This window comes from Actinocrinis puniceicyclus (assembly GCF_018283645.1).
GTDB lineage: Bacteria > Actinomycetota > Actinomycetes > Streptomycetales > Catenulisporaceae > Actinocrinis > Actinocrinis puniceicyclus.
On the sequence record NZ_JAGSXH010000086.1, the window covers coordinates 1 to 25,303 of the forward strand.

The following is a 25,303-nucleotide window of genomic DNA, read 5'->3' on the forward strand; positions in this document are numbered from 1 at the left end:
GCGGGGAGCACGACAGCGGGACCGGCACGGCGGCGCGATCGTGCTCAGTCGGACGGGGAGCGCAGCCACCAGACCGTCGTGTCCGGCGGCAGCACCGCGACAGCGCGGCCGGACGGGACGTCGAAGGGCCCGCTGGCGAGCAGCGGCGTGCCTGGAACAGGCAGCTCGACCGGCTCGGCGCCGGTGTTGACCGTGCACACGAAGCCGGGTTCGCGGCCGAACACCAGCGTTCCGTCCGGCGAGGGCGCCCACGCGAGGGTGCCGTCGCCCAGTGCCGGGTGCTCGCGGCGCAGGCGCAGCGCCGCGCGGTAGAGACCGAGCATCGAGTCAGGGTCCTGCCACTGCGCCTCGACGGTGCGGGCGGCCCAGTGCGCCGGAGCCGGCAGCCAGCCGTCCGCGATGCCGAGCGGGGTGAAGTGGAACGGCGGGTTCGCCCCGTTCCACGGCAGCGGCACCCGGCAGCCGTCGCGGCCGCCGGCGCCGTCCCCGGAGCGGAAGCGCTGCGGGTCCTGGAGCAGGTCGGCCGGCAGGTCGAGCACTTCCTCCAGCCCCAGTTCCTCGCCCTGGTACACGTACGCCGAGCCCGGCAGAGCCAGCATCAGCAGCGCGGCCGCGCGCGCCCGCCGCTGCCCGTCCTCGCCGCCGCCGAACCGGGTCACGTGCCGCTGCACGTCGTGGTTGGACAGCACCCACGTCGACGGAGCGCCGACCAGGCCCGCGGTGCGCAGCGACCGGTCGATGACGCTGCGCAGCGCCGTGGCCTGCCACGGGGTGTTGAGGTAGTGGAAGTTGAAGGCCTGGTGCAGTTCGTCCGGGCGCACGTACGCGGCCAGGCGTTCCAGCGACGGCGCCCAGGCTTCGGCGACCGCGATGCGGTCCCCGCAGTAGTCGTCCAGGATGCGCCGCCAGGAACGGTGGATCTCGTGCACCGAGTCCTGGTCGAAGTACGGCAGCACGGCGCTGCCGAGCATGGCGATCTGGTCGCTGTAGCCGACGTCCGGCAGCCCCGCCTGCTTGATCATGCCGTGCGCGACGTCGATCCGGAATCCGTCCACGCCCCGGTCCAGCCAGAACTCCAGGATCTGCTCGAACTGCTCGCGCACCCACGGGTTGTGCCAGTTCAGGTCGGGCTGCGCGGAGTCGAACAGGTGCAGGTACCACTGCCCCGGCTGCCCGTCGCGCTCCACCACGCGCGTCCAGGCCGGTCCGCCGAAGACCGACTCCCAGTCGTTGGGCGGCAGTTCGCCGCGCTCGCCGCGCCCGGGGCGGAACACGTACCGCTCGCGAGCCGCTGAGCCGGGTTCCGAGGCGAGGGCCTCGGTGAACCACTGATGCCGGTCCGAGGTGTGGTTCGGCACCAGGTCCACGATGACGCGCAGCCCGAGGGTGTGTGCCTCGGCCACGAGTGCGTCGAAGTCGCCGAGGGTGCCGAACAGCGGGTCGACCGCGCAGTAGTCGGCCACGTCGTACCCGCCGTCAGCCATCGGCGAGGGGTAGAACGGCGTGATCCAGACCGCGTCGACGCCGAGCGCGCGCAGGTACGGCAGCCGGGTGCGGACGCCGAGCAGGTCGCCCACACCGTCGCCGTTGCCGTCCGCGAACGAGCGGATGTAGATCTGGTAGATCACCGCGTCACGCCACCAGGAGCAGCCCTCTCGGGCCGGCGGGGTGGTCGCGGGCGCCGTCAGCCGGGCCGGAGCCAGGGAGTCGACGCGGTCGGATCCGGTCACGGTCATGGTTGCTGTGTCTTCCATCAAGCGCGTTACGTCCGGGCGACGATAACCCACGTTCCCAGGATTCGGCCTCAGTGTGTCGCAGTACGGGCGTCAACTCGCCGCATCGTGATTGAACAGCCGCATCCCCGACGAAAAAGTGATATCACTATGATAGATTTCAGGAGTTCGTAACAGGCGAGGGGAAGGGGACGGACATGGTCGCCGCCGCGAATAGGTCAGTCGGTGCGCAGGGAGAGCCGGGCGTGCCGGCGGGAGGGGGACCGGGTGCGTGGGCCGCCACGGCTCCGAGCGCGCCGGACGCCGTCGCGGAGCGGCGCGCGTGGTCGATCCCCGGTTGGGGGCCGCTTGCGGGCAGCCTGCTGGCCATCGCGCTCGGCGTGAGTCTGCAGGCGGTGTTCCACCGGCCGTGGCCGGCGGCCGCGGGAGTGTGCCTGGAGGTGCCGGCGGTCATCGCGCTGTCCGGTCTGACCGGCGTCTTCCCCGGTCAGGCGCGCGTCGTCTCGCTGTTCGGCCGTTATCTGGGCACTGTGCGGACCACCGGACTGCGCTGGGTGAGCCCGTTCACGCTGCGCCGCAAGATCTCCACCCGGGTGCGCAATCACGAGACCGCCACGTTGAAGGTCAACGACGCGGACGGCAACCCGATCGAGATGGCCGCGGTGGTGGTCTGGCAGGTGCAGGACACCGCCAAGGCGGTCTACGCGGCGGACGACTTCACCGCCTTCGTCGGCATCCAGACCGAGACGGCGGTGCGGCACATCGCCACCGGCTACCCGTACGACGCGCGACAGGAGGGCCGGCTGTCGCTGCGCGAGCACGCGGACGAGATCACCGCCCGGTTGTGTGCCGAGATCGCCGAGCGGGTCGCGCTCGCGGGCATCACCGTGATCGAGTCGCGCATCACCCGTCTGTCGTACGCGCCGGAGATCGCGCAGGTCATGCTGAGGCGCCAGCAGGCCGACGCCGTGGTCGCGGCGCGGCAGCGGCTGGTGCAGGGCGCGGTCGGCATGGTGCGCGATGCCCTGGAGAGCCTCAGCGAGCAGGAGATCGTCGAGCTCGACGAGGAGCGCAAGGCGACCATGGTGAGCAATCTGCTGGTGGTCCTGTGCAGTGAACACCCCACCCAGCCGGTCGTGAACACCGGCACGCTGTATCAGTGAGCCGCGACTGTCGTGGCTGAACGCAAGCAGATCCTGCTGCGGCTCGATCCCGCCGTGCACGACGCGCTGGCCCGGTGGGCCGCGGACGAACTGCGCAGCACGACCGCGCAGATCGAGTTCCTCTTACGCCAGAGCCTCGGCCGCGCGGGCCGGATGCCGCAGGGCGTCGGCGGGCTGCCGCGCCGCGGGCGGCCTCGTAAGGAGCCTGACAAGGTCGCCGATACCGATACCGATACCGATCCCGCTGCCGCTGCCGCTGCCGACAGCGACAGCGCGGCGTCGAGGCCGCAGCCGCAGCCGCAGGGCGAGGATGAGCACGAGGGCTGACACGGCGGCGGCCCGCGGCCGAAGCGAAGCCGTGACCGCGGCCCGCGGCCCGCGGCGTAAGATTCCTGACTTCCCCTTTCCGCGCCCGCACCGGAGGCTGCCGGTCATGTCCGTGCCCACTGCGAATACGAATACCGACGAGCCGGACCAGCGCGGCATGCTCGACGTCGGCGACGGCAATCTCGTGTACTGGGAGGCGTGGGGTGATCCCGCGGCGAAACCGGCCCTGCTCGTGCACGGCGGTCCGGGCGCGCCGCTGCGGCCGGGGCGCCCGCGCGCCCTGGACCCGGACCGCTTCCGGGTGGTGCTCTTCCACCAGCGCGGCTGCGGCCGCAGCACCCCGGACGCCGGCGACCCGTCGACCGACCTGAGCGTGAACACCACCGAGCACCTGCTGCGCGACATGGAACAGTTGCGCACGCACCTCGGCATCGAACGGTGGCTGCTGTTCGGCGGCTCGTGGGGCTCGACGCTGGTGCTCGCCTACGCCGAGCGGCACCCGGAACGCGTATCAGAGATCATCATCCCCTCGGTCACCACCACCCGGCGCTCCGAGGTCGACTGGCTGTATCGCGGCGCGGGCAGGTTCTTCCCGGACGCGTGGGAGCGCTTCCGCGACGCGGTTCCCGCCGCCGAGCGGGACGGCGACCTGCTTGCCGCGTACGGCAGGCTGATGGCGAACCCTGATCCGCGGGTGCGCGCCAAGGCCGCGAACGACTGGCTGCGGTGGGAGGACGCGGTGATCTCCATGGAGGTCAACGGCAGGCCGGGCCAGTACAGCAGCCGGAGCGACGACGCGAAACTCGCGTTCGTGCGGTTGTGCGCGCATTACTTCTCGAACGCCGCGTGGCTGGAGGAGGGGGTGCTCCTGCGCGAGGCCCACCGGCTCAAGGGCATTCCGGGGGTGCTCGTCCACGGCCGCATGGACATGGGCTGCCCGCCCGACACCGCATGGCGGCTGGCCAAGGCGTGGCCCGACGCAGAGCTCTTCATCATCGACGACTCCGGCCACACCGGCAGCGGCGCGTTCCAGGACGCGCTCAAGCTCGCCGCCGACCGGTTCGCGGCACGCTGAGCCCGGCAGGCGGCGTCTGACCCGCAGTTCGCGCGGCGGCGCCCGGCGCGGCGCCCCCGCCCGCGCGCACTCCTAGTGTCCCGCGCCGGAAGTCCGCCGTGAAAATCGGCCCCCGCATCCCGCCTGGCCGCGTTGCCGAAACACCCACAGACGACCCACTGCGTTGATTGAGCACCGCGAGGGTGTTCCGGCGCCTTGCCAGCCGGGATGCGGATGACCGGACGTGCGCAGCCAGGTCGAGCAGAGTCATGCGACGGATTTCCGGCGCGGGACACTAGCCGAAAGCGGCGCGCCCTGCCTGGCGCAGCAGCAGTTCGGCCAGGTCGGCCGCCGGGCCCGGCGCGCCGGCCACCGGATCGAACAGCGCCGGCTCGCCTTCGGGGATCCACGGCAGGCGCGCCGCGGCGGCCACCGCGCGCGCCAGTTCGACCAGCGGCGGGCGGTCGAGCGCCGCGGCGTCCAGCGGCGGACAGCCGCCCTGGTCCGCCAGCGCGCGATCATGGCCGAGGTCTACCAGCGCGCCCGCCCGCGGCGCGATCAGTTCGTACCAGCTCTCCGTGAGCGAGCTGCCGCCGCGGCGGCGCGTTCCGCGGCGGTCGACGACCGCGACGACAACCCGGTCCACCGGGATCCGCACCTCGGCGATGCAGGTGAGGGCGTCGATCGTGCGCCGCAGGGACGCCTCGCCGCTGTCGGTCACCCAGACGGCGGCGGTGTTGAGGAAGGGTGTGGCGAACCAGGACGCGGTCGCGGACAGCGGACCGCCGACCGCCTGCGCCGCCAGACGCGCGCCTTCGAGCGCATCGCCGTCCACCACGGCCACGCGCAGTCCGGAGAGCACCGGCAGCCACCAGCGCGGACCGGGATGGGCGCCGAGGAAGAACGGTGACGCGGGACCGGTGTCGGTGTACACCCACAGCGGCGTGGGCGCGTCGAGGGCGAGATGCGAGGCCGCCGCTTCGGTCAGCTGCGCCACACCCGGTTCCGCGCCGCCGGCCGCGCCACGGTGGCCCGCGAGCACGCCGGTGCCCGACGGCGCCGGAGCGGTCAACCACGCCGGCCACGGGGTGTTCCCGCGGGCGGCGCAGTCGAGCACGGCGCCTGCGCGCGCGTCACCGGGCGCAGCGAGCGTGCGGCGGTGCAGCGTGGCGGCGAGCAGCGCGGCGACGGTCGTGCGCCCGACGCCACCGCAACCGGAGAGCACGGGCACCACGAGACGGCGATCCGGCGGCACCATCAGCGCCCCGCCCGGGGGCGCCGCCGCCGCGCCGCCGGGTACGCCCGCCGGCTCAGGCACGCAGACCCTCCAAGAGCTCTGATACGACCGCGTTCGTGCTCGGATGCAGCTCCGTCTCGCCGTACCGGTACCAGGCGCGCACCTTCAGATCGGCGATGACGTCGTGCAGCCGGTCCTGGTCGCCCTGCGCGGCGATGCCGCGGATCTTGATCTGCACCAGGCGCTCGTCGTCCGGGGCACCGAGCAGCCCCTGCTGCGCCGCCCACTGCGCGCCGGCCGCATCCCCCCGGGCCAGCCGCCGGGTCGCCAGCCGGTGCGCCGCGTCGGCGACCACCGCGGGCACCTCCGTCTCCTGGGTGCCGAAACCGAGCCAGGAGTAGCGCCCGGGCGGCCGGTCCGCCAGCAGTTCGCCGCGCACCAGGGCCAGCGCGCGGGCCAGCGCCTCGTCCGCCTCCGGCCGGTCCCCCAGCCGGCTGGCGTCGGCGTAGGCGGCCTGGAACTCGTCCCAGTCGGCGCGCACGTCCTCGGTCAGCCGCACCAGGCCGTCGGGCCCGACGGTCAGCCGGGGCCCGGCATGGTCCTCGCCGAGCCAGTCGCGCATGTCCCGCAGCATTCGGTCGCGAGCGGCCGGGGTGATGCCGCGCGGCCACAGGGCGCGGGCGAGCACGGGCGCGGGCAGCCCGGCCCGGTGGAACAGCAGCAGGATCAGGGCCTCGGTGAACAGCGGACCGCGGGCCGCGTCGGCCGGCCTGACCCCGGTCAGCTCGACCGGGCCGAGAATGCACGCCCGCACGCCGACCGGCCGGTCGAGCAGTTCGACGCCGCCCGCGAGCGGAACGTCGGCGGGTCGGTACGCGGGCGCGTAACGCGGCGCGGCCGCCGCGCGGAAGAGGGCGCCGAGCGCGGCGGCCAGCGCGTCCGGCAGCCGGGAGGCGGTCAGGTCGCCGGACACGCCGGGTATCCGCAGCCGGCCGGCCGGATCGACGCCGAACACGGTGAAGTCGGGCCAGGGGTGGTCGGTGCCGACCAGCGCGGCGGTGCCGCTGTCGGCGCTCGCCGTCAGGGCCCGCAGGCGCGCGGTCTCCTCCGGGCCGGCCCCCTCGGCGATCAGCAGTCTGACAAGGTGCGGACCCGTCGCGGCGGCCTGCTGCTCCAGCGCGGCCAGCGCGCCGGCCAGGTCGGGGTGTACCCGCAGCCGCTCCGGGGCGAGCAGAGCCAGCTCCGCCGGCAGCCCGACCGTCTCGATCCGCAACTGGTCGGCCCAGGGTGCGCAGGCGAGGCTGGCCGCGGCGGCGGCGAGGACAGCCCGGCGCTGCCGGGGTGGCCCGGTCACCGCGGTACAGCGCCCGGACGAGGATTCCAGGTCCACGAAGACCTGCTCGTCGCCGAGCGAACCGATCGCCAGCAGCAGCGGGTAGGGCACGGCGTGACGGCGTGACGGCTCAGTTTCGGGGTCCGGTTCCTGCTGGCGCGCATAGCGCCAGACCGCGCCGTCGCCGAGCGCGGTCCAGGGCGCGGGGGCCCGGGGGTCCGGTTCGGCGAGTTCCAGGCGTATGTCGTCCGCGTCGGCGCGGCCGTAGCGCACGGCCGGCGGTACGCGGCCGGCGGCCTCGCAGCCGGCGCGCAGAGCACGCAGTGAGCGGTCCACGACGTCCGCGGTGTCGTGCGACGCGGCGGCGCGGATGGTGCGCTCCACCTCGGCCACGGCCGGATCCGGCGGGGCGACGATCGAGGCGGCGGGATGTTCCCGGCGCCGGCGGCGGGCGGCCGCGGTCAGGGCGGTCAGCAGCGCGGCGGCCAGGATCGGCGAGCCGATCAGCGCGACGTACGGCAACACGTCGGCGATGGAGTGCAGGACGGACGCTTCGTCGGCATGCTGGCCCGCAGGCTCGTCCTTGGGCACCGCGGGTCGTGACGCGACAGGATGCGGTATAGCGCTGACCGGCGCGGAACCGCCAGGCCGCAGGCCCTCCGACGCCGCGTTGCCGTTCGCGTTCCGGTCGCCGGGCATCGCATAGGTCTTCGGGGCTGTGCCGTTGACCGCTGAACCGTTGTGGGGGGCGGCGGTCGGGGCAGAGAGGCCGGCAGGAGCCGGGCCTGCCGCCGGAGGCGCCGGCGCGCTCTGCGCGGGCGGGTCCGCCGCGCCGGTCGGGGGCAACTGCTCGCTCAGCCCGGGCCCCTGCGCATCGGCGGGCAGCACCAGTACCCAGCCCGGCCGGATCAGACTGGCGTGTTGCAGCTTCGTGCCGTCGGGCTGGAGCCGGCCCTCGTTGAGCGCGAAGATCTCCCGGTACCTGCGGCCGTCGCCGAGATAGCGCTGGGCGATCTCCCACAGCGAGTCGTGGCGCCGGCCGCCGGGCGGTTCCACCACGTAGAACTTCAGCGCCGCCGCGCTGACCGTCTCCGCGGACGAGGCGATGCTGAACGGGGCCCCGGCCGCAGCGTACGTACGCAAGGTTTCGCTCGCGGCGTGGTACCCGTTCGCGTTGCGTGGCCCCGCATCGGTAAGGGGCGCCGTGTTGTCGGTTATCGAAGCGAATGGAGCGGAAGGGGCGCTGTTGACCACAGAGGTCTGTGTTGCGTGCGCCGGTTGCGCGCCATGTAAGGGCACATGCCCGCGCGCGCCGTAGCCGACGCCATTGGGCGTGACCGCGACCGCCACGGGACGCGCGGAGGCGGCGGTCGCCGTGGCGCCCGCGACCGAGGCGGTCAACGCGACCGCGACCAGCGCGCGCGCCACCGTCCGGCTCGCCGCGGCGCCGGGCAGCCGGACCGGGACCTCGGTACCGGTCAGCGCGGCGCGGATTTCCACGACCACGCAGGCGGTGAACTGCGCCCACAGCGACCAGACGAGCAGATAGATCCAACGAAGCAGCGTGTGCGTCGTCCACGGGTCGCGCGGGAGGCCGTGCGGGAGGCTCACCGCGCTCAGCGGCCAGCCGATGAAATACGCCAGGCCGAGCGGCGCGCCGACCACCAGAAGGGCAAGCAGCAGCCAGGCCGTCAGCGCGACGGCGGCAGAGCGTTCGGACCGTCCCGATCGGTCCGGCACACGCATCGTCCTCCCCCTGTACGACGGGGGTACCCGGCGACGGGCCGGCCCGCGTCGCGTGCCCCCTTAGAACACGGCCTCTGCGGTGCCCTGACGGCCGGTCAGCGACCATCGCAGAGCACCGATCCGCAAGCTACCAGCGCTACGCTGGGCAGACAAGACGTCAGCCGAGCGTGACGCGCGGCAGGTCGACTGCGCCGCTGCCGGTGGCTGTGCGACACTGCGCACGTGGCGCCACAAACTCGGGACCGAGCACCGCGAGGACAGGGTGCGAATCCGGCGGGTATCCGCGCCGGAATGGGAGGCGGCACAGTGGCGAGACAGCCAGCGGCGCGGCAGTCCGCGCCCGGCTTGACGGCCGTCGCCGGCCGGCCTCCCGCCGCTGCCGCGCCGTCCGGCGGTCCCGGTTCGCTCGGCCTGTGGATCCGGCAGCGGCGCACCCGCTCGCATCTGCGGCACCTGCCCAAGTGGACCGCGCGCCGGCCCGAGCCGTTCGGCATCCGCGGCCTGCACTGGCTGCCCGCGCCCACCGGCTCGCGCGATCCGGCGCTGTTCCTGCACGGCGGAGCGGGCGCGGTCCTGGCCGTCGCGGAGATCTCCCCCGGGGTGCTGCGCGGCCCCGAGTCCGGCGACCTGGGCGCCCGGCTCGGCGAGGTCCTGGCCGGCGGCCCGTCGGGTCCGGTGCCGCTGACGCGGCTTCAGTTGCTCTGCCAGGTACCGGGTCCGGCGGGACGCACCCGGGCCTACGCGATCGCCGCCCTGGCCTACACTCCCGAACTGGTGAACCAGGCGGCCCGGTTCGCGCAGGGTGAGCGCGGCCTGACCACGGTGGCCGCGCAGGCGATGGCGGAGGTCTTCGGGCGGCTGGGCACGACCGGCGCGGCCGGCGCGCGGCTCGGGCCGCTGGTGCCGTTGGACCGCTCCGCCGTCGTCTCGCTGCTCGGGTCGCTCATACTGCCCGGCCGCGGCATGCTCGGGCCGCGGCACGGCGAGAACCCGTGGCAGCCCGCCGAGGTGGACGCGACCGCGCCGCGCAGCGTCGCGATCAGCGGACCGGTCGGCCCGGCGCGGCAGCCGGCCACCTGGTGGCACGCGACCGGCTGGGTGAAGCGCTGGCCGCGCGCCGTGGGCGGGGTCGACGCGGCGTCCTGCGCCGCTTTCCTGCCGCCGGGGGTGAGCGGAGCGGCCTCGCTCGTCGTCGGCGTGTGCGGGCCGCCGGGCGACCGCGGGCCCGCGATCGCGGGATACGTGACGGTCTCCGGGCACGACGCGCAGGAGGTCGAGCTCGCGCGCGCCGCGGCGCACGCCGCCGCCGAGGAACGAGAGGGCTTCATCGAGTTCTGCGACCGGCGCCACCACCTGGCCTTCGCCTACACCCTGCCGCTGGCCGTGGGTCTGCGCGGGTAGCCCGGCGGCGGTGAGCGTCAGCCGACCCGCTTGGGCACGGGCACGCGCATCAGGTCCTGCGCGACGACCAGCTCGCCGTCGTAGTGCTCGCGTGCCTCGCGGTAGAACTCCAAGGGGTCCTGGTAGCGGCGCGAGAAGTGGGTGAGCACGAGCGAGCGCACGCTGCAGCGCGCCGCCACCTGCGCGGCCTGACCGGCGGTCAGATGCCCGAACTCGGCGGCGAGCGCGGCGTCGGCGGCCAGGAAGGTGGACTCGATGATGAGCAGGTCCGCGCGCTGCGCCAGCTCGTAGACGCCGTCGCACAGCCGCGTGTCCATGACGAAGGCCGCCGTCTGGCCAGAACGCAGGACGCTGACATCCTCAAGGGTGACCGTCCGGTCCCCCAGCCGCAGCACGCCCCGGCGTTGCAGCTCACCGACCGCCGGTCCGCTGATTCCGGCGGCGGCGAGGCGGTCGGGACGGATGCGGCGCACGTCCGGCTCGGTCAACCGGTAGCCGTACGCTTCGATGCCGTGGTCGAGACGCACCGCCGTCAGCCTGCCGAAGTCCTCTTCGGCCAGGTCGGTGCGCTCGCCCTCGGCCGGTTCCTCCCGCAGCACCTTGTCCGCGTAGTCCGGCCACAGCCAGCGCAGCCGGGCGAAGGAGTCGCGGCCGCCGGCCGGGTAGTGGCAGTGCACCGCGTGCTCGACCCCGTCGAGGGCCATCCGGGAGAGCACGCCGGGCAGGCCGAAGCAGTGGTCCCCGTGGAAGTGGGTCACGCAGATGCGGGTGACGTCGTGGACCGACACGCCCGCGAGCGTCATCTGGCGCTGGGTCCCCTCGCCCGGATCGAACAGGAAGCCCTGCTCGTCCCAGCGCAGGAAGTAGCCGTTGTGGTTGCGGGCCCGCGTCGGCACCTGGCTCGCGGTGCCCAACACCACCAGTTCACGCATATTCGAAGACTAATGCCGAGCGTCTCAGAACATGGCGCCGAGCGCGGCGCCGTCCGGGGTGCCGAGACCGGTGCACGGATCCCAGCCTGGCCCGGCCCGGTAGGCGCCGTTGTCGCCCTCGGTCACGTCCCGCAGGCCGGGCTGCGCGACCCCGGGCGCCGCGTTCGCGTACAGGGTGGACTGGAGCAGGCCCAGCGGCCTTCCCGCGCGCTGGGCCAGCCGGCACACCAGCGCGGCCCACAGCGGGGCCACCGCGCTCGTGCCGCCGACGACACCGGACTGCCCGTCCACGTAGATCTGGTAGCCCGTCTGCGGGTCGGCGTTGCCGGCCACGTCCGGCACACCGCGCCCGTGCGCGGGCACTCCGGCGCCCGTCTGCCAACTCGGCATCGGGTACGAGGTGGACACGCCGCCGCCGGTCGCGCCGCCGCCACTGCCGTCGTTCCACACGATCTCGCGGGCGATTGCGCCCGAACCGTCCAGCAGCAGCCGGGTACCGCCGCAGCCGAGCACGTGCGGGCTGGAGGCCGGGAAGTCGCAGTGCGCCGCGCCGTCGGGCGCGTTGTCGCTGGATCCGCTGTCCCCGGAGGCCGCCAGTACGGTGACCCCCAGCGCGACCGCGTCGGCGCAGGCCTGGTCCAGGGCGTCGCGGGCCTGCGCGGTCCACGAGTCCTCCGGCCCGCCCCAGCTGATCGAGATCGCGGCCGGCGCGGGGGTGGCGTGCGCGGCGGCGGTCACCGCGTCGACGAAGCCCTGATCGGTGTTCGGCGCGAAGTAGACGAGTTGCGCGGCCGCCGGGGCCAGCGCCCCGGCGACCTCGATGTCGAGCAGTACTTCGCCGTCGGCGCTGTTCGGATCCCCGGCCGGGCTGTTCGACCCGCCGTCGACGGGCACCGCCGTGACCGCCGGGGTCGCCAGACCCAGGGCGCCGAAGTAGGCGTCCAGGTCGCTTTGCGCGTACCCGCCGCCCAGTTCGATGATCGCCAGGGTCTCTCCCGCGCCGTCGGTCTGCTCCGGGAAGCCGTACGCGGCGCCGACCTGCAGTGGCGTGTAGGCGGTCGCCGCGGCGGCGGACGCGGCGTACCGGAAATACGCGCGGGCCTGCGGTCGGTTGTCGATACCGAGGACCGCCGTGACCACGCCGGTCAGAGCGTCGGGCAGATTCAGCGGCCCGGTGCGATAGCGGTGCACTACTCCATCCGGGGACTGCGGATGGGGTGTGCGCACCAGGGAGAGGGACGTGCCGAATGCCTCGGCGAACGCTGACACGGTGCCCGTCACCACGATGCGGCGGGCTCCCGCGTCCGCTTCCACGAGGTCGATCCCGTGACGGGCCAGCGTTTCCCGCACGTGTTCGATGTCGTCGGGATGGGCGCCGTACCGGGTGCGCAGCTCGTCCCGGGTCAGCCGCCGGGCGCCGGCGGAGACGTCCGCGGGCAGGTTTTGCCGACGCCTCAGGTATACGCTCACCTGGATGCGCTCGTGTGGATCAACGGATCCCAGGACCGCGGAGTGCGGCAACGGCCGGCGGTGCGAGGCGGCGAGTTCCATACTGCACATTGATATCCCACGCCCCGTCAGTTGGCGAGAATTTGCGGGCGTGGCACTCCGAACGGAGTATCGCCGCACTGTCGCGCTCGTGGCGGTTTTATCGCAGGTTGACAGCGTCGGGAGCGCCCGACAACTATTGAGGCTTCGCAGGCCGCCCTGGTTAGGGAGTACCTTGATATCCTTCGAGCGGGTGACGAAAAGGTATCCGGACGGCACCGTCGCGGTGAACGAGCTGAGCTTCACCGCTCCCGACGGGGCGATCACGGTGCTGGTCGGCCCGTCCGGCTGCGGCAAGACCACTTCGCTGCGCATGGTCAACCGGCTGATCGAACCGACCGAGGGCCGGATCGCGATCGACGGGACGGACGTCAGGGCCCGGCCCGCGGCGGAACTGCGCCGGTCGATCGGCTACGTCATCCAGCACGCCGGGCTCTTCCCGCATCGCACCATCGTCGACAACATCGCCACGGTCCCCCGGCTTCTCGGCGCCGAGCGGCGCGTCGCGCGGGCGCGGGCGCACGAGCTGATGGAGCTGGTGGGCCTGGACCCCGCGCTGGCCAAGCGGTACCCGCATCAGCTCTCCGGCGGCCAGCAGCAGCGGGTCGGCGTGGCCAGGGCGCTGGCCGCGGACCCGCCGGTGCTGCTGATGGACGAGCCGTTCTCCGCGGTGGACCCGATCGTGCGCAAGGGCCTGCAGGAGGAGTTCCTGCGCATCCAGGCGGAGTTCGCCAAGACCATCCTGTTCGTCACGCACGACATCGACGAGGCGATCAAGCTCGGCGACAAGATCGCGGTGCTGCGTGAGGGCGGCGTGCTCGCGCAGTTCGACTCCCCGGACCGGCTGCTGTCCGAACCCGCGGACGAGTTCGTGGAGCAGTTCCTCGGCCGTGACCGGGGCATCCGGCGGCTGACCTTCTACCCGAGCGACGGGCTGAGCCTGCTGGAGGGGCCGGTGGTCGCGTCCGACACCCCCGCGCCGTCCGTGCGGGACGCGGCGCTGGCCGCCGGGACGCCGTGGCTGCTGGTCGTGGACGGCGAGCGCAGGCCGCTCGGTTGGGCGAACCCGGCCGCGCTGCCGGACCGCGGCCCGGTGGGCGCCGCGCGGCTGATCGGGTTCGGCCACGCCTTCGTGCGCGGCACCGACTCGCTGCGCGCCGCCCTGGACTCCGCGGTGCTCTCCGCCACGGGCTGGGCGGTGGGCGTGGACGGCGAGGGCCGGACGCTCGGAGTGATCAGCCAGGAGTCGATCGGCGCGGCGATCCGGGCGGCGCACACCCAGGCCCGCGCCGAGCGGGCGGACGGGGCGAAGGCGGACGAGGCGAAGGCGGACGAGGCGAAGGCCGACGAGGCGAAGGCCGACGAGGCGAAGGCCGACGAGGCGAGGGCCGACGAGGCGGAGGCTCAGGCCGGCGCGGGCGACGTGGCCGCGAAGAGCGGCAAGCAGCCCGCGGAGCGGGCCGGATGATCGCCGCGAGCGTCTTCGACCTGCCCAGTTACGTTCAGCACTCCTACCTGGGACTGGTCGGCGAGCAGTTGAAGGTCTCGCTGGGCGCGACCGCGGCCGGCCTGCTGCTGTCGCTGCCGGTCGGGCAGGCGTGCGCCCGCTGGCGGCGGCTGTACCCGCCCGTCCTCGGCCTGGTGACGGTGGCGTACTCGATCCCGTCGCTGGCGTTGTTCGTACTGCTCATCGACTACACGGGGCTGACCGACACCACGATCTTCATCCCGCTCGCCATCTACAGCCTCTGCATCCTGGTTCCGGGCGTGGTCGACGGTGTGCGCACGGTGCCGCGGGAGGTGCTGATCGCCGCCGACGCCATGGGCTACGGCCGCGCGCGCCGCTACTTGCAGGTGGAGCTGCCGATCGCGGCCCCGACCATCATGGCGGCGGTGCGGGCGGCCACGATCTCCAGCATCAGCCTGATGAGCATCGGCGCGGTGATCGGCAACCTCGGCGGCCTCGGCCAGCTGTTCACCGTGGGGCTCAAGGCGTTCAACCTGCAGCTGGTCTGGCTCGGGCTGTTCAGCCTGGTGGTGCTGGCCCTGCTGTGCGACCTGCTGCTGCGGCTCGGGCAGCGCCTGATGACCCCGTGGGCGGACCGCAGGAGCGCGCAACCATGAGCCTGGTCGACTACATCCGCCAGTTCTTCGCCGACCCGCAGTTCCAGCACGGGTACGACGGCATCTGGCAGCGGATCGCGGAGCACTGCTGGTACTCGCTGATCGCGTTTCTGTGCGCGGCGGCGATCGGGCTGCCGCTGGCGCTGCTGACGGGGCACTTCGGGCGCGGAGACGGGCCGATCGCGGCGCTCGCCGCGGTCGGGCGGGCCATGCCCAGCCTGGGTCTGATCGTGCTGCTCGCGGTCAAGATCGGCGTGTTCAACTTCTACGCCGTACTGATCCCGCTCGTGGCGCTGGCCGTCCCGCCGATCCTGCTGACCACGCACGAGGGCCTGCGAGCGGTGGAGCGCTCGGTCGTCGACGCGGCGCGCGGCATGGGTATGCGGCCGTGGCAGGTCCTCCTGCGCGCCGAGATCCCCTCCGCGCTGCCTCTGATTCTCAGCGGCCTGCGAACCGCGGCGGTGCAGGTGGTCTCGACCATGACGATCGCCGCGGTGATCCCGTTCGGCGGGCTGGGCAGGTACGTCGTGGACGGCCTTTCCGAATACCGGTACTACGAGGTCGTGGGCGGCGGCTTCCTGGTCGTGGTCCTCTCGGTGCTCACGCTGGTGCTGTTCGCGGTGCTCAACCGGCTGCTGGTCTCCCCCGGTCTGCGCGCCGGCAACCGCGGATAGCAGCCCGCAGAGCGGTCCGCCGAAGCTCGGTGGGGCAGGCCGCGAGCGACAGGCTGGATGGAACAGGCCGGGTGGAACAGGCTCCGTCGCAGGCGGATCCGTAGACGGCAGGCCGCTCGGCGGGCCGTTTCCGGTCCCGCCCGCCCGCGGCCTCCCCTCGTGTCAGGCCGCTGCGACAGCCCGGGCCAGCGCGTGTTCGAGCACGATCACGAGCGAGTCGCGCACCGAGCCGGAGTCTCGCGCGTCGAAGCACAGCACCGGCACCTCCTCGGCGACGTCCAGTGCCTCGCGCACCGCGTCGAGCGGGTGGGTGAGATCACCGTCGAAGGTGTTGACCGCGACGGCGAAGGGCATGCCCTTGCGCTCGAAGTAGTCCACGGCGGGAAAGCAGTCGTCCAGGCGCCGGCTGTCCACCACGACCAGCGCGCCGAGAGCGCCCTCGGTCACGTCGTCCCACATGAAGCCGAAGCGGTCCTGCCCCGGGGTGCCGAACAGGTAGAGCTTGAGCGTGGGATCGAGCGTGAGGCAGCCGAAGTCCATGGCGACCGTCGTGGTGGTCTTGTTCGGGGTCAGCGACACGTCGTCGATACCCGCCGCGACCTCGGTGATCGACGCCTCGGTGGTCAGCGGCTCGATCTCGGACACCGCGGCCACAGCGGTGGTCTTGCCGACGCCGAAGCCGCCCGCGACGACCATCTTGACCGGCAGCGGCGGCCGGACGGCCGACCCCACCTGTGCTGACACTGTCTCAGTCGGCGTCCCGTGAGCCGACGGAAGTGGGGATGGCGCGGAGCCCATCGATAACCCTTCGAAGTACGTCGATGTCTGAGGAGGTTCCGGAGCGCGGCACGTGCACCGCCAGCAGCCGGCCGGCCCGGAGGTCCCCCGCGAGCACCCGGACCACGTTCAAATGAAGTCGCAGCTTCACGGCGACCTCCGCCAGGGACAGCGGGGTGCCGCAGATCTCCACGATGGCACGCCGCTCGAACGCCAGGGCGCCCAGCTGGCCCAGGCCCTCGGCCGTCGCCACGACCTGGGTCTCCACGGGCAGGCCCGCCTCTGCGGCGACCCGTCCGTCGGTGACCATGAACGGCCGGACGGCCGGGGCGCGCTCGGCGCCGTGCGTCTCCCCGGCAGGCTCGCCGCCGCGGCGGCCCGCCGGATCCGACCGTCCGCCCTGCCTGCTCACCCCGTCGCTCCGGAAGCTCCGACGGTGTTCTTCAACTCGACGATCAGCGCCGGGCTGAGGATCGCGCCGACCCGGTTGGCGAACAGCGTCATCTCGTAGGCCACGTTGCCGAGCTTGGCGTCCTTGGAGGCCACCACGCCGAGCACCGAGCCGCTGCCGATCGAGGAGACCAGCAGGTGCCCGCCGGCCATGTCGATGATCACCTTGTTGAGCGCACCGAGTCCGTAGTTGCCCGCGGCCCCCGCCGCCAGGCTGGTGATGCCGGACACGATCGCGGCGAGCCGCTCGGAGTCGGCCTGGTCCCCGGGCCGGGAGACGGCTATGAGCAGCCCGTCCGAGGAGACGGCTATCGCGTCGACCACTCCCGCGGTCTCCGCGGCGAAGCGGCTGACCATCCAGGTGAAATCGGCCGCAGCGGCGCGAAGGCCGTCGGCGTCTGTGGTGGAGGCGGTCACAGCCTCTCTCCCTTCTCCTCGTCGATGTCCCCGGGCGGCGGCGGATAGGCGCCCGCCTCGCCGGGTGGCGGGACGGTCAGGCCCCGCGCGCTGTCGCGCAGCGCCTGGTCCACGCCCGCTTCGAACTCTTCGATGGCCGCGCGCGCCGCCTCCGCGTCGAGCTGCGCCGCCGGGGCCAGCGAGACACCCTGCCGGCCGCCGCCGGAGTCCGGCTGCGCGGCGCGGGCGCCGCGCACGCGGCGCGGCAGCGTGGGCGGCCGCTGCGCCATCGAGCCCTCGCGTTCCCGGCCGTTCACGCGCTGGGACAGCGCGGGCGACGCCTCGGAGGTCTGCTCCCGGCGCGGTTCCGGCATCGGCGGGGTGGGCACGGTGCGCGGTGCGGGGGCGGCCGAGCCGCCCGCCGCGCGCTGCGCCAGCTCCACCGAACCGAGCAGCAACTCGTCGGGGACGGTGATCCGGGCGGTCAGCCCGCCTCCCGCGGTCTGGGCGAGCGTGACCGTCGCGCCGGTGCGCTGGGCCAGCCGCCCGACCACGAACAGGCCGAGCACCTTGGTGGGTGCCAGGTCCAGCCGCTCGCGCCGGACCAGCAGCTCATTCTCGTGCATCAGACGCTGCGTCGTCATCCCCACGCCGTGGTCGACGATCTCCACGACCGCGCCGCGCGAGGCGCTGCGCACGGCCACGTCGACGGTGCTCGACGTCGGGGAGAAGGCCACGGCGTTCTCCACCAGCTCGGCGACCATGAGCGTCAGATCGCCGATCGCGGCCGGGGTGACCATCGAATCCCCGTCCGCGCCGAGGACCACCCGCTGGTAGCCCTCGATCCGGCCGATCGCGGAGCGCACCACGTCGGTCAGCCGCATCGGGGTGGCGTCCAGCGCGGCCTCGCGCTCCCCCGAAAGCAGCATCAGGCTGTCCGCGCCGCGCTGCAGGCGCACCGCGAGGTGGTCGATCCGGTAGAGCCGCTCCAGCAGCACCGGGTCGGTCTCGCTTCGCTCCATCGCGTCGATCAGCGCGAGCTGGCGGCCGGTGAGGTTGTAGATGCGTCGGCCGACGTTGCCGAACATCTCGGCGGTGTTGCGCCGCACCAGCACCTGCCGTTCGAGGACCCGCACCGCGGTCTCCTGCAGCCGGTTGAACGACTCGGCCAGGTCGCCGATCTCGTCGCGGGTGGAGACGGAGACGTGCTCCAGATCGGCGGCCTCGCCCTCGTGCTGCGGATCGTCGTCGGCGACCCGCTGCAGGTCCTGCTCGGCCACGGTGGCGATGCGCGTGGCCGCGCGGGTCAGCCGCAGTACCGGGCGGGCGATCGAGTGCCGGATCAGCACGCTGAAAACGATCAGGGCGACGAGCAGCACGATCGCGAGCACCACGAGGCCGATCGCGGTCCAGGCGGCCGCCGAGGCGCTGTGCGCGGCGCGCTGGACGACCTGCTTGGTGATGGTCGCCTCCATCACCGTGCGGGCCTGGCCCTGGGCGAGCGCCGCGTCGGTGACCTGGCGCGCGTAGCCGGTCAGCTCGCCGGTGGCCTGCTTGTCGCCGGAGATGAACGCACTGGCGGTGGCGGCCTCGAACTGGGCGAGCACGCCCTGCTGCGGGTTCTTCTGGGTCTGGTCGAACAGCGCGAAGTCGCCGGGCGGGACGAACTGCTCGAGCCGCTGGGCGGACTCCGTGGCGACGCCGTCGAACTCCTCGGCCAGCGGGTACTGGGTCGGGGCCTCGGCCGGGTCGTCCGCGATCTCGGCGAGCGCGGCCTCCCGCTCGCTGGCGGCGAGGTCCGCCTGGAAGAGGATGTCGAGCTCGGCCTCGGGGACCGCGGCCGGGTTGCCGTTCGACGCCTGCTCGGCCAGGCCCATCGCGTTCTTCAGGTCCTGCATGGCGCCGGTGTAGCCCTGCAGCAGGATCGTGCCGTTGATGCTGCCGTCGCGCACCCCGTCGCGCTCCAGGCTCAGGGCGTTGATCTCGTTGAGCGCGGCCCTCATCGCGGTCGGCGGGTTCTGGCCGTAGGCGGCCAGCACGGTGAGCCGCTGGTTGTCGGTGACCTGCACGGCGTGGTTGAACGAGGCCAGGTCGACCAGCTGGATGCTTCCGATCACCCCGAGCGCGTCGTCCTGCTCGACGCCCAGGTCGTCGATCAAGACACTGACCTGTTCGGTGGTGCTCATGTACGAGGCCGCCTTCTCCCACGACCGCGCGGTGGCGACCTGCACGATCACGAGATGGGAGAGCAGCGCGACGATCGCGACGGCGGGCAGGGCTACCAACGCGTCGAGCTTGCGCCGGAACGGGATGTTGTCGAGACGCCGACCCGACGTGCGCCCCGGCGCCGAGCGTCCCGGTTCCTGCCCACTGCGCACAGCCACTGTGCCTGCCTCCCCGGGTGCCTGGGCCATTCGGGTGCAAATAGCGGCCACGACACTGATGATCAGACTTCAGATCCGGACCGGGCAGCACAGTATCGAATGGAGTGCCCCTTTGTCGCCATCCGGTCACAGGCCGGTGGTTACACTGCGGCCGAACCGGGCGAGACGGACCAGGGCGAGAACCCCGAAGCGATACCTTTCGGTGATCGCACATCGGTTGACGGGCCGTCGATCGGCTGGGTTGGATTGCAGGCGGGCACAAAATCAGCTTTCCGCGCGGGGTCACGGGGCCGCCGTGTGGAATAACTCCGACCTAGGAGCCAGCGTGCATTCCTGGATTTCGCGGCGGGTCACCGCCACCGCCGCCGCTGCCGTTCTGACCGGTGCGTTCATGGCCGGCTGCGGCAGCAGCGGCTCAGGCAACACCTCCTCGAACCCGCTGACCGGGGGCGGCGGCGGCCCCACCGGCTCGATCGTGGTCGGCTCGGACAACTTCCTGGAGAGCGTGCTGCTGGCCGACATCTACGGGCAGGCCCTTGCCGCCAAGGGATACAAGGTCAGCTACAAGCTGAACATCGCCAGCCGCGAGGTGACCTACGGGCTGCTCAAGAGCGGCTCGATCACGCTCAAGCCCGAGTACAACGGCGCGCTGCTGGCGTACCTGGACAGCCTGTCGAAGAAGAACACCCCGCAGCAGTCCACCGAGCAGGTGGACGCCGCGATCGCGCAGGAACTGGCGCCGAACCTGGAGGTCCTGCAGCCCTCGTCGGCCCAGGACAACGACACCCTCACGCTGAGCAAGCAGGCGGCGTCGAAGTACGGCATGAAGGACGGCTCCTCGATCACGGACTTCGTCGCGGCGCTCAAGGGCGGCCAGGTCTCCATCGGCGCGGCGGCCGAGTTCCAGACCCGCTACCAGGGCATCGTCGGCCTGGAGCAGGCGTACGGGCTGAAGCCCTCGCAGATCAGCTTCAAGTCGCTGGACGCGGGCGGCACCCTGACCGAGACGGCGCTGGCGCAGAACGCGGTGGACGCCGGCGACCTGTTCACCACCGACCCGACGATCACCCAGAACGGCCTGGTGACCCTGTCCGACCCGAAGAACATCTTCGGCGTGCAGAACGTGCTGCCGCTGGTGAACAAGACGGCGCTGAACCCGGCCGGGGTCGCCGCGCTCAACGCGGTGGACGCCAAGCTCGACAGCAAGACCCTGCTCGCCCTGGACATCAAGACCCAGGTACAGAAGCAGGATCCTGCGACGGTGGCGACCGCATGGCTGAAGGAGCAGGGGCTGGTCTGACCGGTCGAGCCCTGATCATCAGGCTCCTGTGACGGTGGCGGGAACCGGCCGCCGCGGCCCCCGACTCTGGTAACCCCGCAGGCTCCCACGTACCCTTACACGTGCAGCGGCTCTGCTGTCCGCCCAGCTGGGCGGACAGCAGAGCTTTACACAAGGTGGCGAAGGGAAGCATGATGCGGGGCGGGACTGAAGTGAGCACTGCGCGACGGCGGCACCATCTCGGCGGCCGGGGGGCGTTCCTGCTGCTGGCGGCGGTGCTGTGCGCACTCGTCGGGTCGACGGGTGCGGCGGCGGCGAGCACGGGTGCGGGCGCGGCCAACACGGCGAAGGGCGCCGTCGCCGCTCGGGGCGCGGCGGGGGCGCAGCCGCAGGTGGTGCGGCCGTTCACCGGAACCGGCTGCCACACGTACAACTACTGGAACGGTGCGCACGTCTGCATCACCGTCGTCGGTAACAGCCTGAACATGCAGTCGGCCAGCGGCGAGACGGACGGCCCGGACACCGACTGGGGCAAGCTCTGGGACACCGAGGGCGTGATCACCATCTGGGGCCACCCGGTCAACCACTACATGACGGTCAGCTGGGCCTCCGGCGGCGGGGTCTGGCTGGCGAACGGCGACAACATGTGCTTCACCGACACCACGCTGAACCAGACCGCCTGTCTCACGATGCATTTGTAACGGCGACCGGCGCCGCCGGCGAGCAGCTCCGCCGCCGCCCGCGCGGCGGCGGCCGGCCAAAGGCGCTGACAGGCGTCTGCCGCGAGCGGAACCTTCCGCGGTAGAGGGGATTGCGCGCACCCCGGTCGAGCGGACAGGCTTATCCGGTCTCTGCCACAAGCGGGGAGGCGCCGGTCGGTGCTCGATCAAGTGCCGTGTGTCATCCAACCCACGAGGACGTGCTTGACATGCGAACTGCCCATGGGCGCAGCGTCCGCACGGCCCACGTTGCGCGGATCGTCCTTGGCGGCGGGGTCCGTGGCGGACCGAGAATCCGACCGCGGGGCCGCCGGGATGTCCGGCCCGCCGTCGGCGCCGCGTTGATCAGCGCGCGGCATGCCCGCACACGATACCGGGGTTGAGTTCGCGTCCTTACGGCCGGGCTGTCAGGCGGGCGATGCCTCGCCCGGGCTCACCCGCGGCGGCCGAGCGTCGCGCGGCCTGGCAGTCGCGATCGGCCCCGATCCGGTGGTGGTAGCGGCCCGCTGCGGCGTCCGGGGCGAAGCGGTCCGCGAGCCGCGCGGCGGTGGCCGTACCGGGCGCCGCGGCGCGGGCTGTGAGCGCCGTTGCCACGCTCGACGAGCGTCGCCGCGTGCGCCGCGGCACTATACGGGCGGTGAACCCGCGCGGCGCGGCCGCCGTGAAGGTGGGGGACTCCCCTCTTCCGCGGGAGCCACCCGGCGTCAGGAGGCGAACATGGACCCGGAAGGGCACGAGGCGGTCCCCGGCCCGCGGCGGCGCGGCGGCCGCCGGTCCGCGGCGCGCGGTGTGCGGCGCGCGGCATGGAACCTGCGCTTCGCCTCGACCGGCGCCCGCGTCCCGGCCGCGATGGTGGTCGAGTCAGCGGCCCTGCTGCGCGCCGCCGTCGAGGAGGTGTGCTGGCAGGTGGCCGTGGACGAGTGGCTGTCCGCCCGGCCGCGCCGCTGGCGCCGGCGCGCCTACGCCGCGTGGGCCGCGCAGCTCAAGGATCTGGAGCGGCGGCGCGAGCAGCTGCGGCGCCTGGTGGAGGCGGAAGTACTCGCCTGCTGACCGTGCGGGCCGCGCTCGACGGCGGACGGTGTGCCGTCGAGCGCGGCCCGTCGGGCGCCGCGCGTCGCGGACTCGGCCGCGGGATTCACCGGTCGGCGCCCGCCGACCCGTGATCAGTCGTGGTAGTGGTCGTGGTCGTGGTAGTGGTCGTGGAGGGCGTTCTCCTTCGCCAGCCGCTCCTTGCGCATCCGCCACCACTCGGCGCCCTGGTTCGGGTTGACCAGGTGCGCCGCGAGCGAGAACGCCTTCGAGGTCTGGTTCAGGCCGCGGTAAAGACCAAGGCGCGCGTTGCGGGCCATCCCGCGCTGCTCGCCGTGGGTCCGCCACGCGGTGGTCGAGTCCCCGGCGAACTCCTTGGTGTCCTCGGAGGTGTAGTAGTAGAGCGCGATCGACTTGCGCCAGCGGCCCTCGGCGATGGGCTTGGGGAAGCCGTGGATCGAGCGGTTGTCGGTGGTGAACACCAACATGCTGCCCCAGCTCGGCACGAGCGTCTTGGAGGGCTTGCTCGGATCCCCCAGTTCCAGGCAGCCGCCGTAGGACTCGTCCCACTCGTCGTTCAGGTAGACCAGCACGTTGATACGGCGGTAGAGCGCGAGCGGCTCGTAGAGGTGGAAGTCGGTGTGCGGCGCGAGGACGCCGCCGGGACCGCTCATGTGCAGCCCCCCGCCCTTGAGGTACGGGTCCGGGATCAGCTTCTTGATCCCGGTGAGCGCTTCGAGCAGGCGCAGCACCGTCGGATCGCTCAGCTCCCTGATCAGCCGGCGGAACGGATCGGGGATCACCTCGATGTTCGAGCAGCTGAACTTGCGGAACTGGTAGGTGTCGCCCAGCGCGGTCCAGGACGGCCAGTCGGGATCGGGGAACGCTTCCATCACGGAGGGATCGACGCTGAGCATGTCCCGGAAGACGGCGTGCGGGAAGGGTTCGGCGGTGTTGTAACCCGGCGCCGCGGCCTCCACCTCTTTGCGGAACTTGGTGAAGTTGAAAATCGTCGCCGGCTCGGCACGCTGCGCGGATGAATTCGTGCCCATCACCACGGGCCCTCCACTGAAAGATTTTCGTCTGATTCCCGCAAGATATGAACGCTTGCGCGGATGCTAACCGTACCAGGCCGCCCGGCCCCGGACCTCGGGCTCATCCGGCTCGTCCGGGGTCCTGCGGTGGCGGCGCCGGCGCCGGGCCGCGGCCCGGCCGCACCCGGCCGAACAGCGCGACGAATCCGACCGAGAGAAGGTCGGCCACGGTGGTCAGCAGACGGGAGAGCAGCGCCACCGCGGTGGCCTTGCCCACGCCGAGCACCGGCGAGAGCGCCGCAACCAGCACCACTTCCCGCACGCCCGCGCCGGCCGGGGCGAACACGACCAGGAAGCCGATGCACCATGCGAAGGCGAAACCGCCGGCCGACAGCAGGAAGGCGCGCCCCTGCGGCGCGCCCAGACGCACCGCGAGCAGCCAGACGCTCAGCCCGAACAACACCCAGGACAACAGCGCCCACAGCATCGCCACCACGATCGCGCGACCCGTCAGCGGCGGTTCCTGCGCCGGGCGGCGCACCAGGCGCAACAGCCGGTCGATCACCGGGTTGAGCACTCGGGGATGCAGGCAGACCAGGACGACCGGGATGCCGAGGAACGCCCAGCGGTAGCCGGCGGTCCCGGAACTGGTCAGGCCCGCCACGAGCGCGACCGCCGACACCAGCAACCCGGCGGACAGGTCCACCAGTATCTTCACCACGGCGACCGTGGCCGAGCGCTGACGCGGGATCAGCCGCGCCCGTCCCAGCTCCATCTGCGCCAGCACCGGCCAGACCGCACCGGGCACGTACTTGCCGATCTGTCCGACGAAGAAGATCCGGGCCGCCGCGGCCAGCGGCACGGGCGAGCCCGCGGCAGCCATCAGCGAGCGCCACACCAGCATCGAGACGAACAGGGCGAGCAGCACCATGGCCAGCGCTCCCGCGATGGACCCCGGACCCAGGTCCGCGAATGCCGCGCGCACCTGCGACCACTGCCCGGCCACCGCGAAAAAGCCCAGCCCGACGGCGACGAGCACGAATCCGACGCGCACGGCGTTGCTGCCGAGCAGCGCCGTCGCCCGTCCCGCGAGCGACCGGCGGCCCTCGGCGGGAGAGCCGGCACGGTGTTCGGCGCCGCGATGTTCGGCGGTTTCGATCGACTCGCTCGCGGTGATCGCCCGGTCTTCCACAGCCCGAGCTTACGGGGCTCGGCGGCGCCCGCGTGAAATCCGCGCCCGGCGGCGCCGCCTGAGCTCGCCTGAGCGCGGCCGATGCGGCGCCCGCACTATTGTCTGTTCCCATGCGAGTGACGCTCTTCGGTACTTACGACGCCAAGGCGCACCCCAGGGCCGGCATCATCGCCGACGGACTGCGCGCCCACGGCCACGAGGTGCAGGAGTGCAACGCGCCGCTCGGCCTGGACACGGCCGCCCGGGTCGCCATCCTCGCGCAGCCGTGGCGGGTGCCGGCGCTGTTGGCCACGCTCGCACGGCGCTGGTCCCGGCTCGTGCTCACCGCGCGCCGCCAGCCGCGCCCGGACCTGGTGCTCGTCGGCTACCTCGGCCACTTCGACGTGCGGCTGGCCCGGCGGCTGTATCGCCGCACGCCGATCGTGCTCGACCATCTCATCGGCGCCGCCGACACCGCCCGCGACCGGCAGTTGTCCGGGGGGATCAAACAGGTCCTGCTGCGCGCGATCGACGCGGGGGCGCTGCGCTCGGCGGACGTGGTCGTCGTGGACACCGAGGAGCATCTCAGTACACTGCCGGTCGAGCACCGGGAGCGGGCTGTCGTCGTCGCGGTCGGGGCCCCGCGCGCCTGGTTCGACGCGGCGCGCACGGCGCTGGTCCCGGCTCGTGCTCACCGCGCGCCGCCAGCCGCGCCCGGACCTGGTGCTCGTCGGCTACCTCGGCCACTTCGACGTGCGGCTGGCCCGGCGGCTGTATCGCCGCACGCCGATC

The 25,303-nt window shown here is 72.8% G+C and carries 22 protein-coding genes and 1 pseudogene; 11 read left to right on the forward strand and 12 right to left on the reverse strand.

What is annotated here, in order from left to right; all coding sequences use genetic code 11:
- Window positions 1-44: 44 nt before the first annotated feature.
- Window positions 45-1,736 carry a glycoside hydrolase family 13 protein gene (locus KGA66_RS20700; protein WP_211469839.1) on the reverse strand — a complete coding sequence of 564 codons (1,692 nt, stop codon included), beginning with the start codon at window positions 1,734-1,736 and terminating at the stop codon, window positions 45-47.
- 242 nt (window positions 1,737-1,978) lie between these two features.
- Here KGA66_RS20700 and KGA66_RS20705 point away from each other — a divergent pair, with 242 nt between their 5' ends.
- The 3 genes from KGA66_RS20705 to pip all read left to right on the forward strand — a co-directional run bounded on the left by KGA66_RS20705 (window position 1,979) and on the right by pip (window position 4,298).
- Window positions 1,979-2,896, forward strand: a complete 918-nt coding sequence (locus KGA66_RS20705; RefSeq protein WP_312887009.1) for an SPFH domain-containing protein — start codon at window positions 1,979-1,981, stop codon at window positions 2,894-2,896.
- Between the two features lie 12 nt (window positions 2,897-2,908).
- Window positions 2,909-3,223, forward strand: a complete 315-nt coding sequence (locus KGA66_RS30365) for a type II toxin-antitoxin system antitoxin (RefSeq protein WP_312887010.1) — start codon at window positions 2,909-2,911, stop codon at window positions 3,221-3,223.
- Between the two features lie 106 nt (window positions 3,224-3,329).
- Complete coding sequence (gene pip, locus KGA66_RS20715; RefSeq protein ID WP_211469840.1) at window positions 3,330-4,298, forward strand: prolyl aminopeptidase; 969 nt, start codon at window positions 3,330-3,332, stop codon at window positions 4,296-4,298.
- Between the two features lie 274 nt (window positions 4,299-4,572).
- Here the strand turns inward: pip and KGA66_RS20720 are convergent, their stop codons facing one another.
- Together KGA66_RS20720 and KGA66_RS20725 are read right to left on the reverse strand one after the other, a co-directional pair.
- Window positions 4,573-5,595 (reverse strand): hypothetical protein, encoded by a 1,023-nt coding sequence (locus tag KGA66_RS20720; RefSeq protein ID WP_211469841.1) that lies wholly within the window; start codon window positions 5,593-5,595, stop codon window positions 4,573-4,575.
- On the reverse strand, window positions 5,588-8,587 hold the full coding sequence (locus KGA66_RS20725; protein WP_211469842.1) for a LysM peptidoglycan-binding domain-containing protein: 3,000 nt from the start codon (window positions 8,585-8,587) through the stop codon (window positions 5,588-5,590). Before KGA66_RS20725 ends, KGA66_RS20720 begins: the two co-directional genes overlap by 8 nt.
- A 312-nt stretch (window positions 8,588-8,899) precedes the next feature.
- On the opposite strand from KGA66_RS20725, the gene KGA66_RS20730 reads away from it, so the two are divergent.
- Entirely contained in the window at window positions 8,900-9,994 is a 1,095-nt protein-coding gene (locus KGA66_RS20730) for a hypothetical protein (protein ID WP_211469843.1), read from the forward strand.
- Window positions 9,995-10,011: 17 nt separating this feature from the next.
- Here the strand turns inward: KGA66_RS20730 and KGA66_RS20735 are convergent, their stop codons facing one another.
- Window positions 10,012-10,926 carry a ribonuclease Z gene (locus KGA66_RS20735; protein WP_211469844.1) on the reverse strand — a complete coding sequence of 305 codons (915 nt, stop codon included), beginning with the start codon at window positions 10,924-10,926 and terminating at the stop codon, window positions 10,012-10,014.
- 24 nt (window positions 10,927-10,950) lie between these two features.
- A complete protein-coding gene (locus KGA66_RS20740; RefSeq protein WP_312887011.1) occupies window positions 10,951-12,486 on the reverse strand; it encodes a S53 family peptidase in 1,536 nt (511 codons plus the stop codon).
- A 163-nt stretch (window positions 12,487-12,649) separates the two neighbouring features.
- On the opposite strand from KGA66_RS20740, the gene KGA66_RS20745 reads away from it, so the two are divergent.
- Genes KGA66_RS20745 through KGA66_RS20755 form a run of 3 tightly spaced genes read left to right on the forward strand, consistent with a single transcriptional unit; the run spans window position 12,650 to window position 15,272 of the window.
- Window positions 12,650-13,942, forward strand: coding sequence for an ABC transporter ATP-binding protein (locus KGA66_RS20745; protein WP_211469846.1), 1,293 nt, complete (start codon window positions 12,650-12,652; stop codon window positions 13,940-13,942).
- Entirely contained in the window at window positions 13,939-14,598 is a 660-nt protein-coding gene (locus tag KGA66_RS20750) for an ABC transporter permease (protein WP_211469847.1), read from the forward strand. Before KGA66_RS20745 ends, KGA66_RS20750 begins: the two co-directional genes overlap by 4 nt.
- Window positions 14,595-15,272 carry an ABC transporter permease gene (locus tag KGA66_RS20755; protein ID WP_211469848.1) on the forward strand — a complete coding sequence of 226 codons (678 nt, stop codon included), beginning with the start codon at window positions 14,595-14,597 and terminating at the stop codon, window positions 15,270-15,272. The genes KGA66_RS20750 and KGA66_RS20755 overlap by 4 nt, the downstream gene beginning before the upstream one ends.
- A 162-nt stretch (window positions 15,273-15,434) precedes the next feature.
- Here the strand turns inward: KGA66_RS20755 and KGA66_RS20760 are convergent, their stop codons facing one another.
- The 4 genes from KGA66_RS20760 to KGA66_RS31780 are packed head-to-tail and all read right to left on the reverse strand — an operon-like array spanning window position 15,435 to window position 19,279.
- A complete protein-coding gene (locus KGA66_RS20760; RefSeq protein ID WP_438822067.1) occupies window positions 15,435-16,070 on the reverse strand; it encodes a GTP-binding protein in 636 nt (211 codons plus the stop codon).
- A complete protein-coding gene (locus tag KGA66_RS20765; RefSeq protein WP_312887013.1) occupies window positions 16,021-16,461 on the reverse strand; it encodes a DUF742 domain-containing protein in 441 nt (146 codons plus the stop codon). Before KGA66_RS20765 ends, KGA66_RS20760 begins: the two co-directional genes overlap by 50 nt.
- Entirely contained in the window at window positions 16,458-16,856 is a 399-nt protein-coding gene (locus KGA66_RS20770; RefSeq protein ID WP_211469858.1) for a roadblock/LC7 domain-containing protein, read from the reverse strand. The genes KGA66_RS20765 and KGA66_RS20770 overlap by 4 nt, the downstream gene beginning before the upstream one ends.
- A 56-nt stretch (window positions 16,857-16,912) precedes the next feature.
- On the reverse strand, window positions 16,913-19,279 hold the full coding sequence (locus KGA66_RS31780; RefSeq protein ID WP_211469849.1) for an ATP-binding protein: 2,367 nt from the start codon (window positions 19,277-19,279) through the stop codon (window positions 16,913-16,915).
- Between the two features lie 325 nt (window positions 19,280-19,604).
- Here KGA66_RS31780 and KGA66_RS20780 point away from each other — a divergent pair, with 325 nt between their 5' ends.
- The gene (locus KGA66_RS20780) at window positions 19,605-20,579 is read left to right on the forward strand and encodes an ABC transporter substrate-binding protein (RefSeq protein ID WP_211469850.1); all 975 of its coding nucleotides are present in this window, start codon (window positions 19,605-19,607) and stop codon (window positions 20,577-20,579) included.
- Between the two features lie 191 nt (window positions 20,580-20,770).
- Window positions 20,771-21,259 (forward strand): hypothetical protein, encoded by a 489-nt coding sequence (locus tag KGA66_RS20785; protein WP_211469851.1) that lies wholly within the window; start codon window positions 20,771-20,773, stop codon window positions 21,257-21,259.
- Between the two features lie 411 nt (window positions 21,260-21,670).
- On the opposite strand, the gene KGA66_RS20790 is transcribed toward KGA66_RS20785, so the two are convergent.
- Window positions 21,671-21,871 carry a hypothetical protein gene (locus KGA66_RS20790; RefSeq protein ID WP_211469852.1) on the reverse strand — a complete coding sequence of 67 codons (201 nt, stop codon included), beginning with the start codon at window positions 21,869-21,871 and terminating at the stop codon, window positions 21,671-21,673.
- 123 nt (window positions 21,872-21,994) lie between these two features.
- Here KGA66_RS20790 and KGA66_RS20795 point away from each other — a divergent pair, with 123 nt between their 5' ends.
- Complete coding sequence (locus KGA66_RS20795; RefSeq protein WP_211469853.1) at window positions 21,995-22,327, forward strand: hypothetical protein; 333 nt, start codon at window positions 21,995-21,997, stop codon at window positions 22,325-22,327.
- A gap of 113 nt (window positions 22,328-22,440) precedes the next feature.
- Here the strand turns inward: KGA66_RS20795 and KGA66_RS20800 are convergent, their stop codons facing one another.
- Together KGA66_RS20800 and KGA66_RS20805 are read right to left on the reverse strand one after the other, a co-directional pair.
- Window positions 22,441-23,358, reverse strand: a complete 918-nt coding sequence (locus KGA66_RS20800) for a 2OG-Fe(II) oxygenase (RefSeq protein WP_211469854.1) — start codon at window positions 23,356-23,358, stop codon at window positions 22,441-22,443.
- A 103-nt stretch (window positions 23,359-23,461) separates the two neighbouring features.
- A complete protein-coding gene (locus KGA66_RS20805) occupies window positions 23,462-24,532 on the reverse strand; it encodes a lysylphosphatidylglycerol synthase transmembrane domain-containing protein (protein ID WP_211469855.1) in 1,071 nt (356 codons plus the stop codon).
- A gap of 110 nt (window positions 24,533-24,642) precedes the next feature.
- Here KGA66_RS20805 and KGA66_RS20810 point away from each other — a divergent pair.
- Window positions 24,643-25,303 (forward strand): annotated as a pseudogene (locus KGA66_RS20810) (hypothetical protein); the annotation flags it as partial.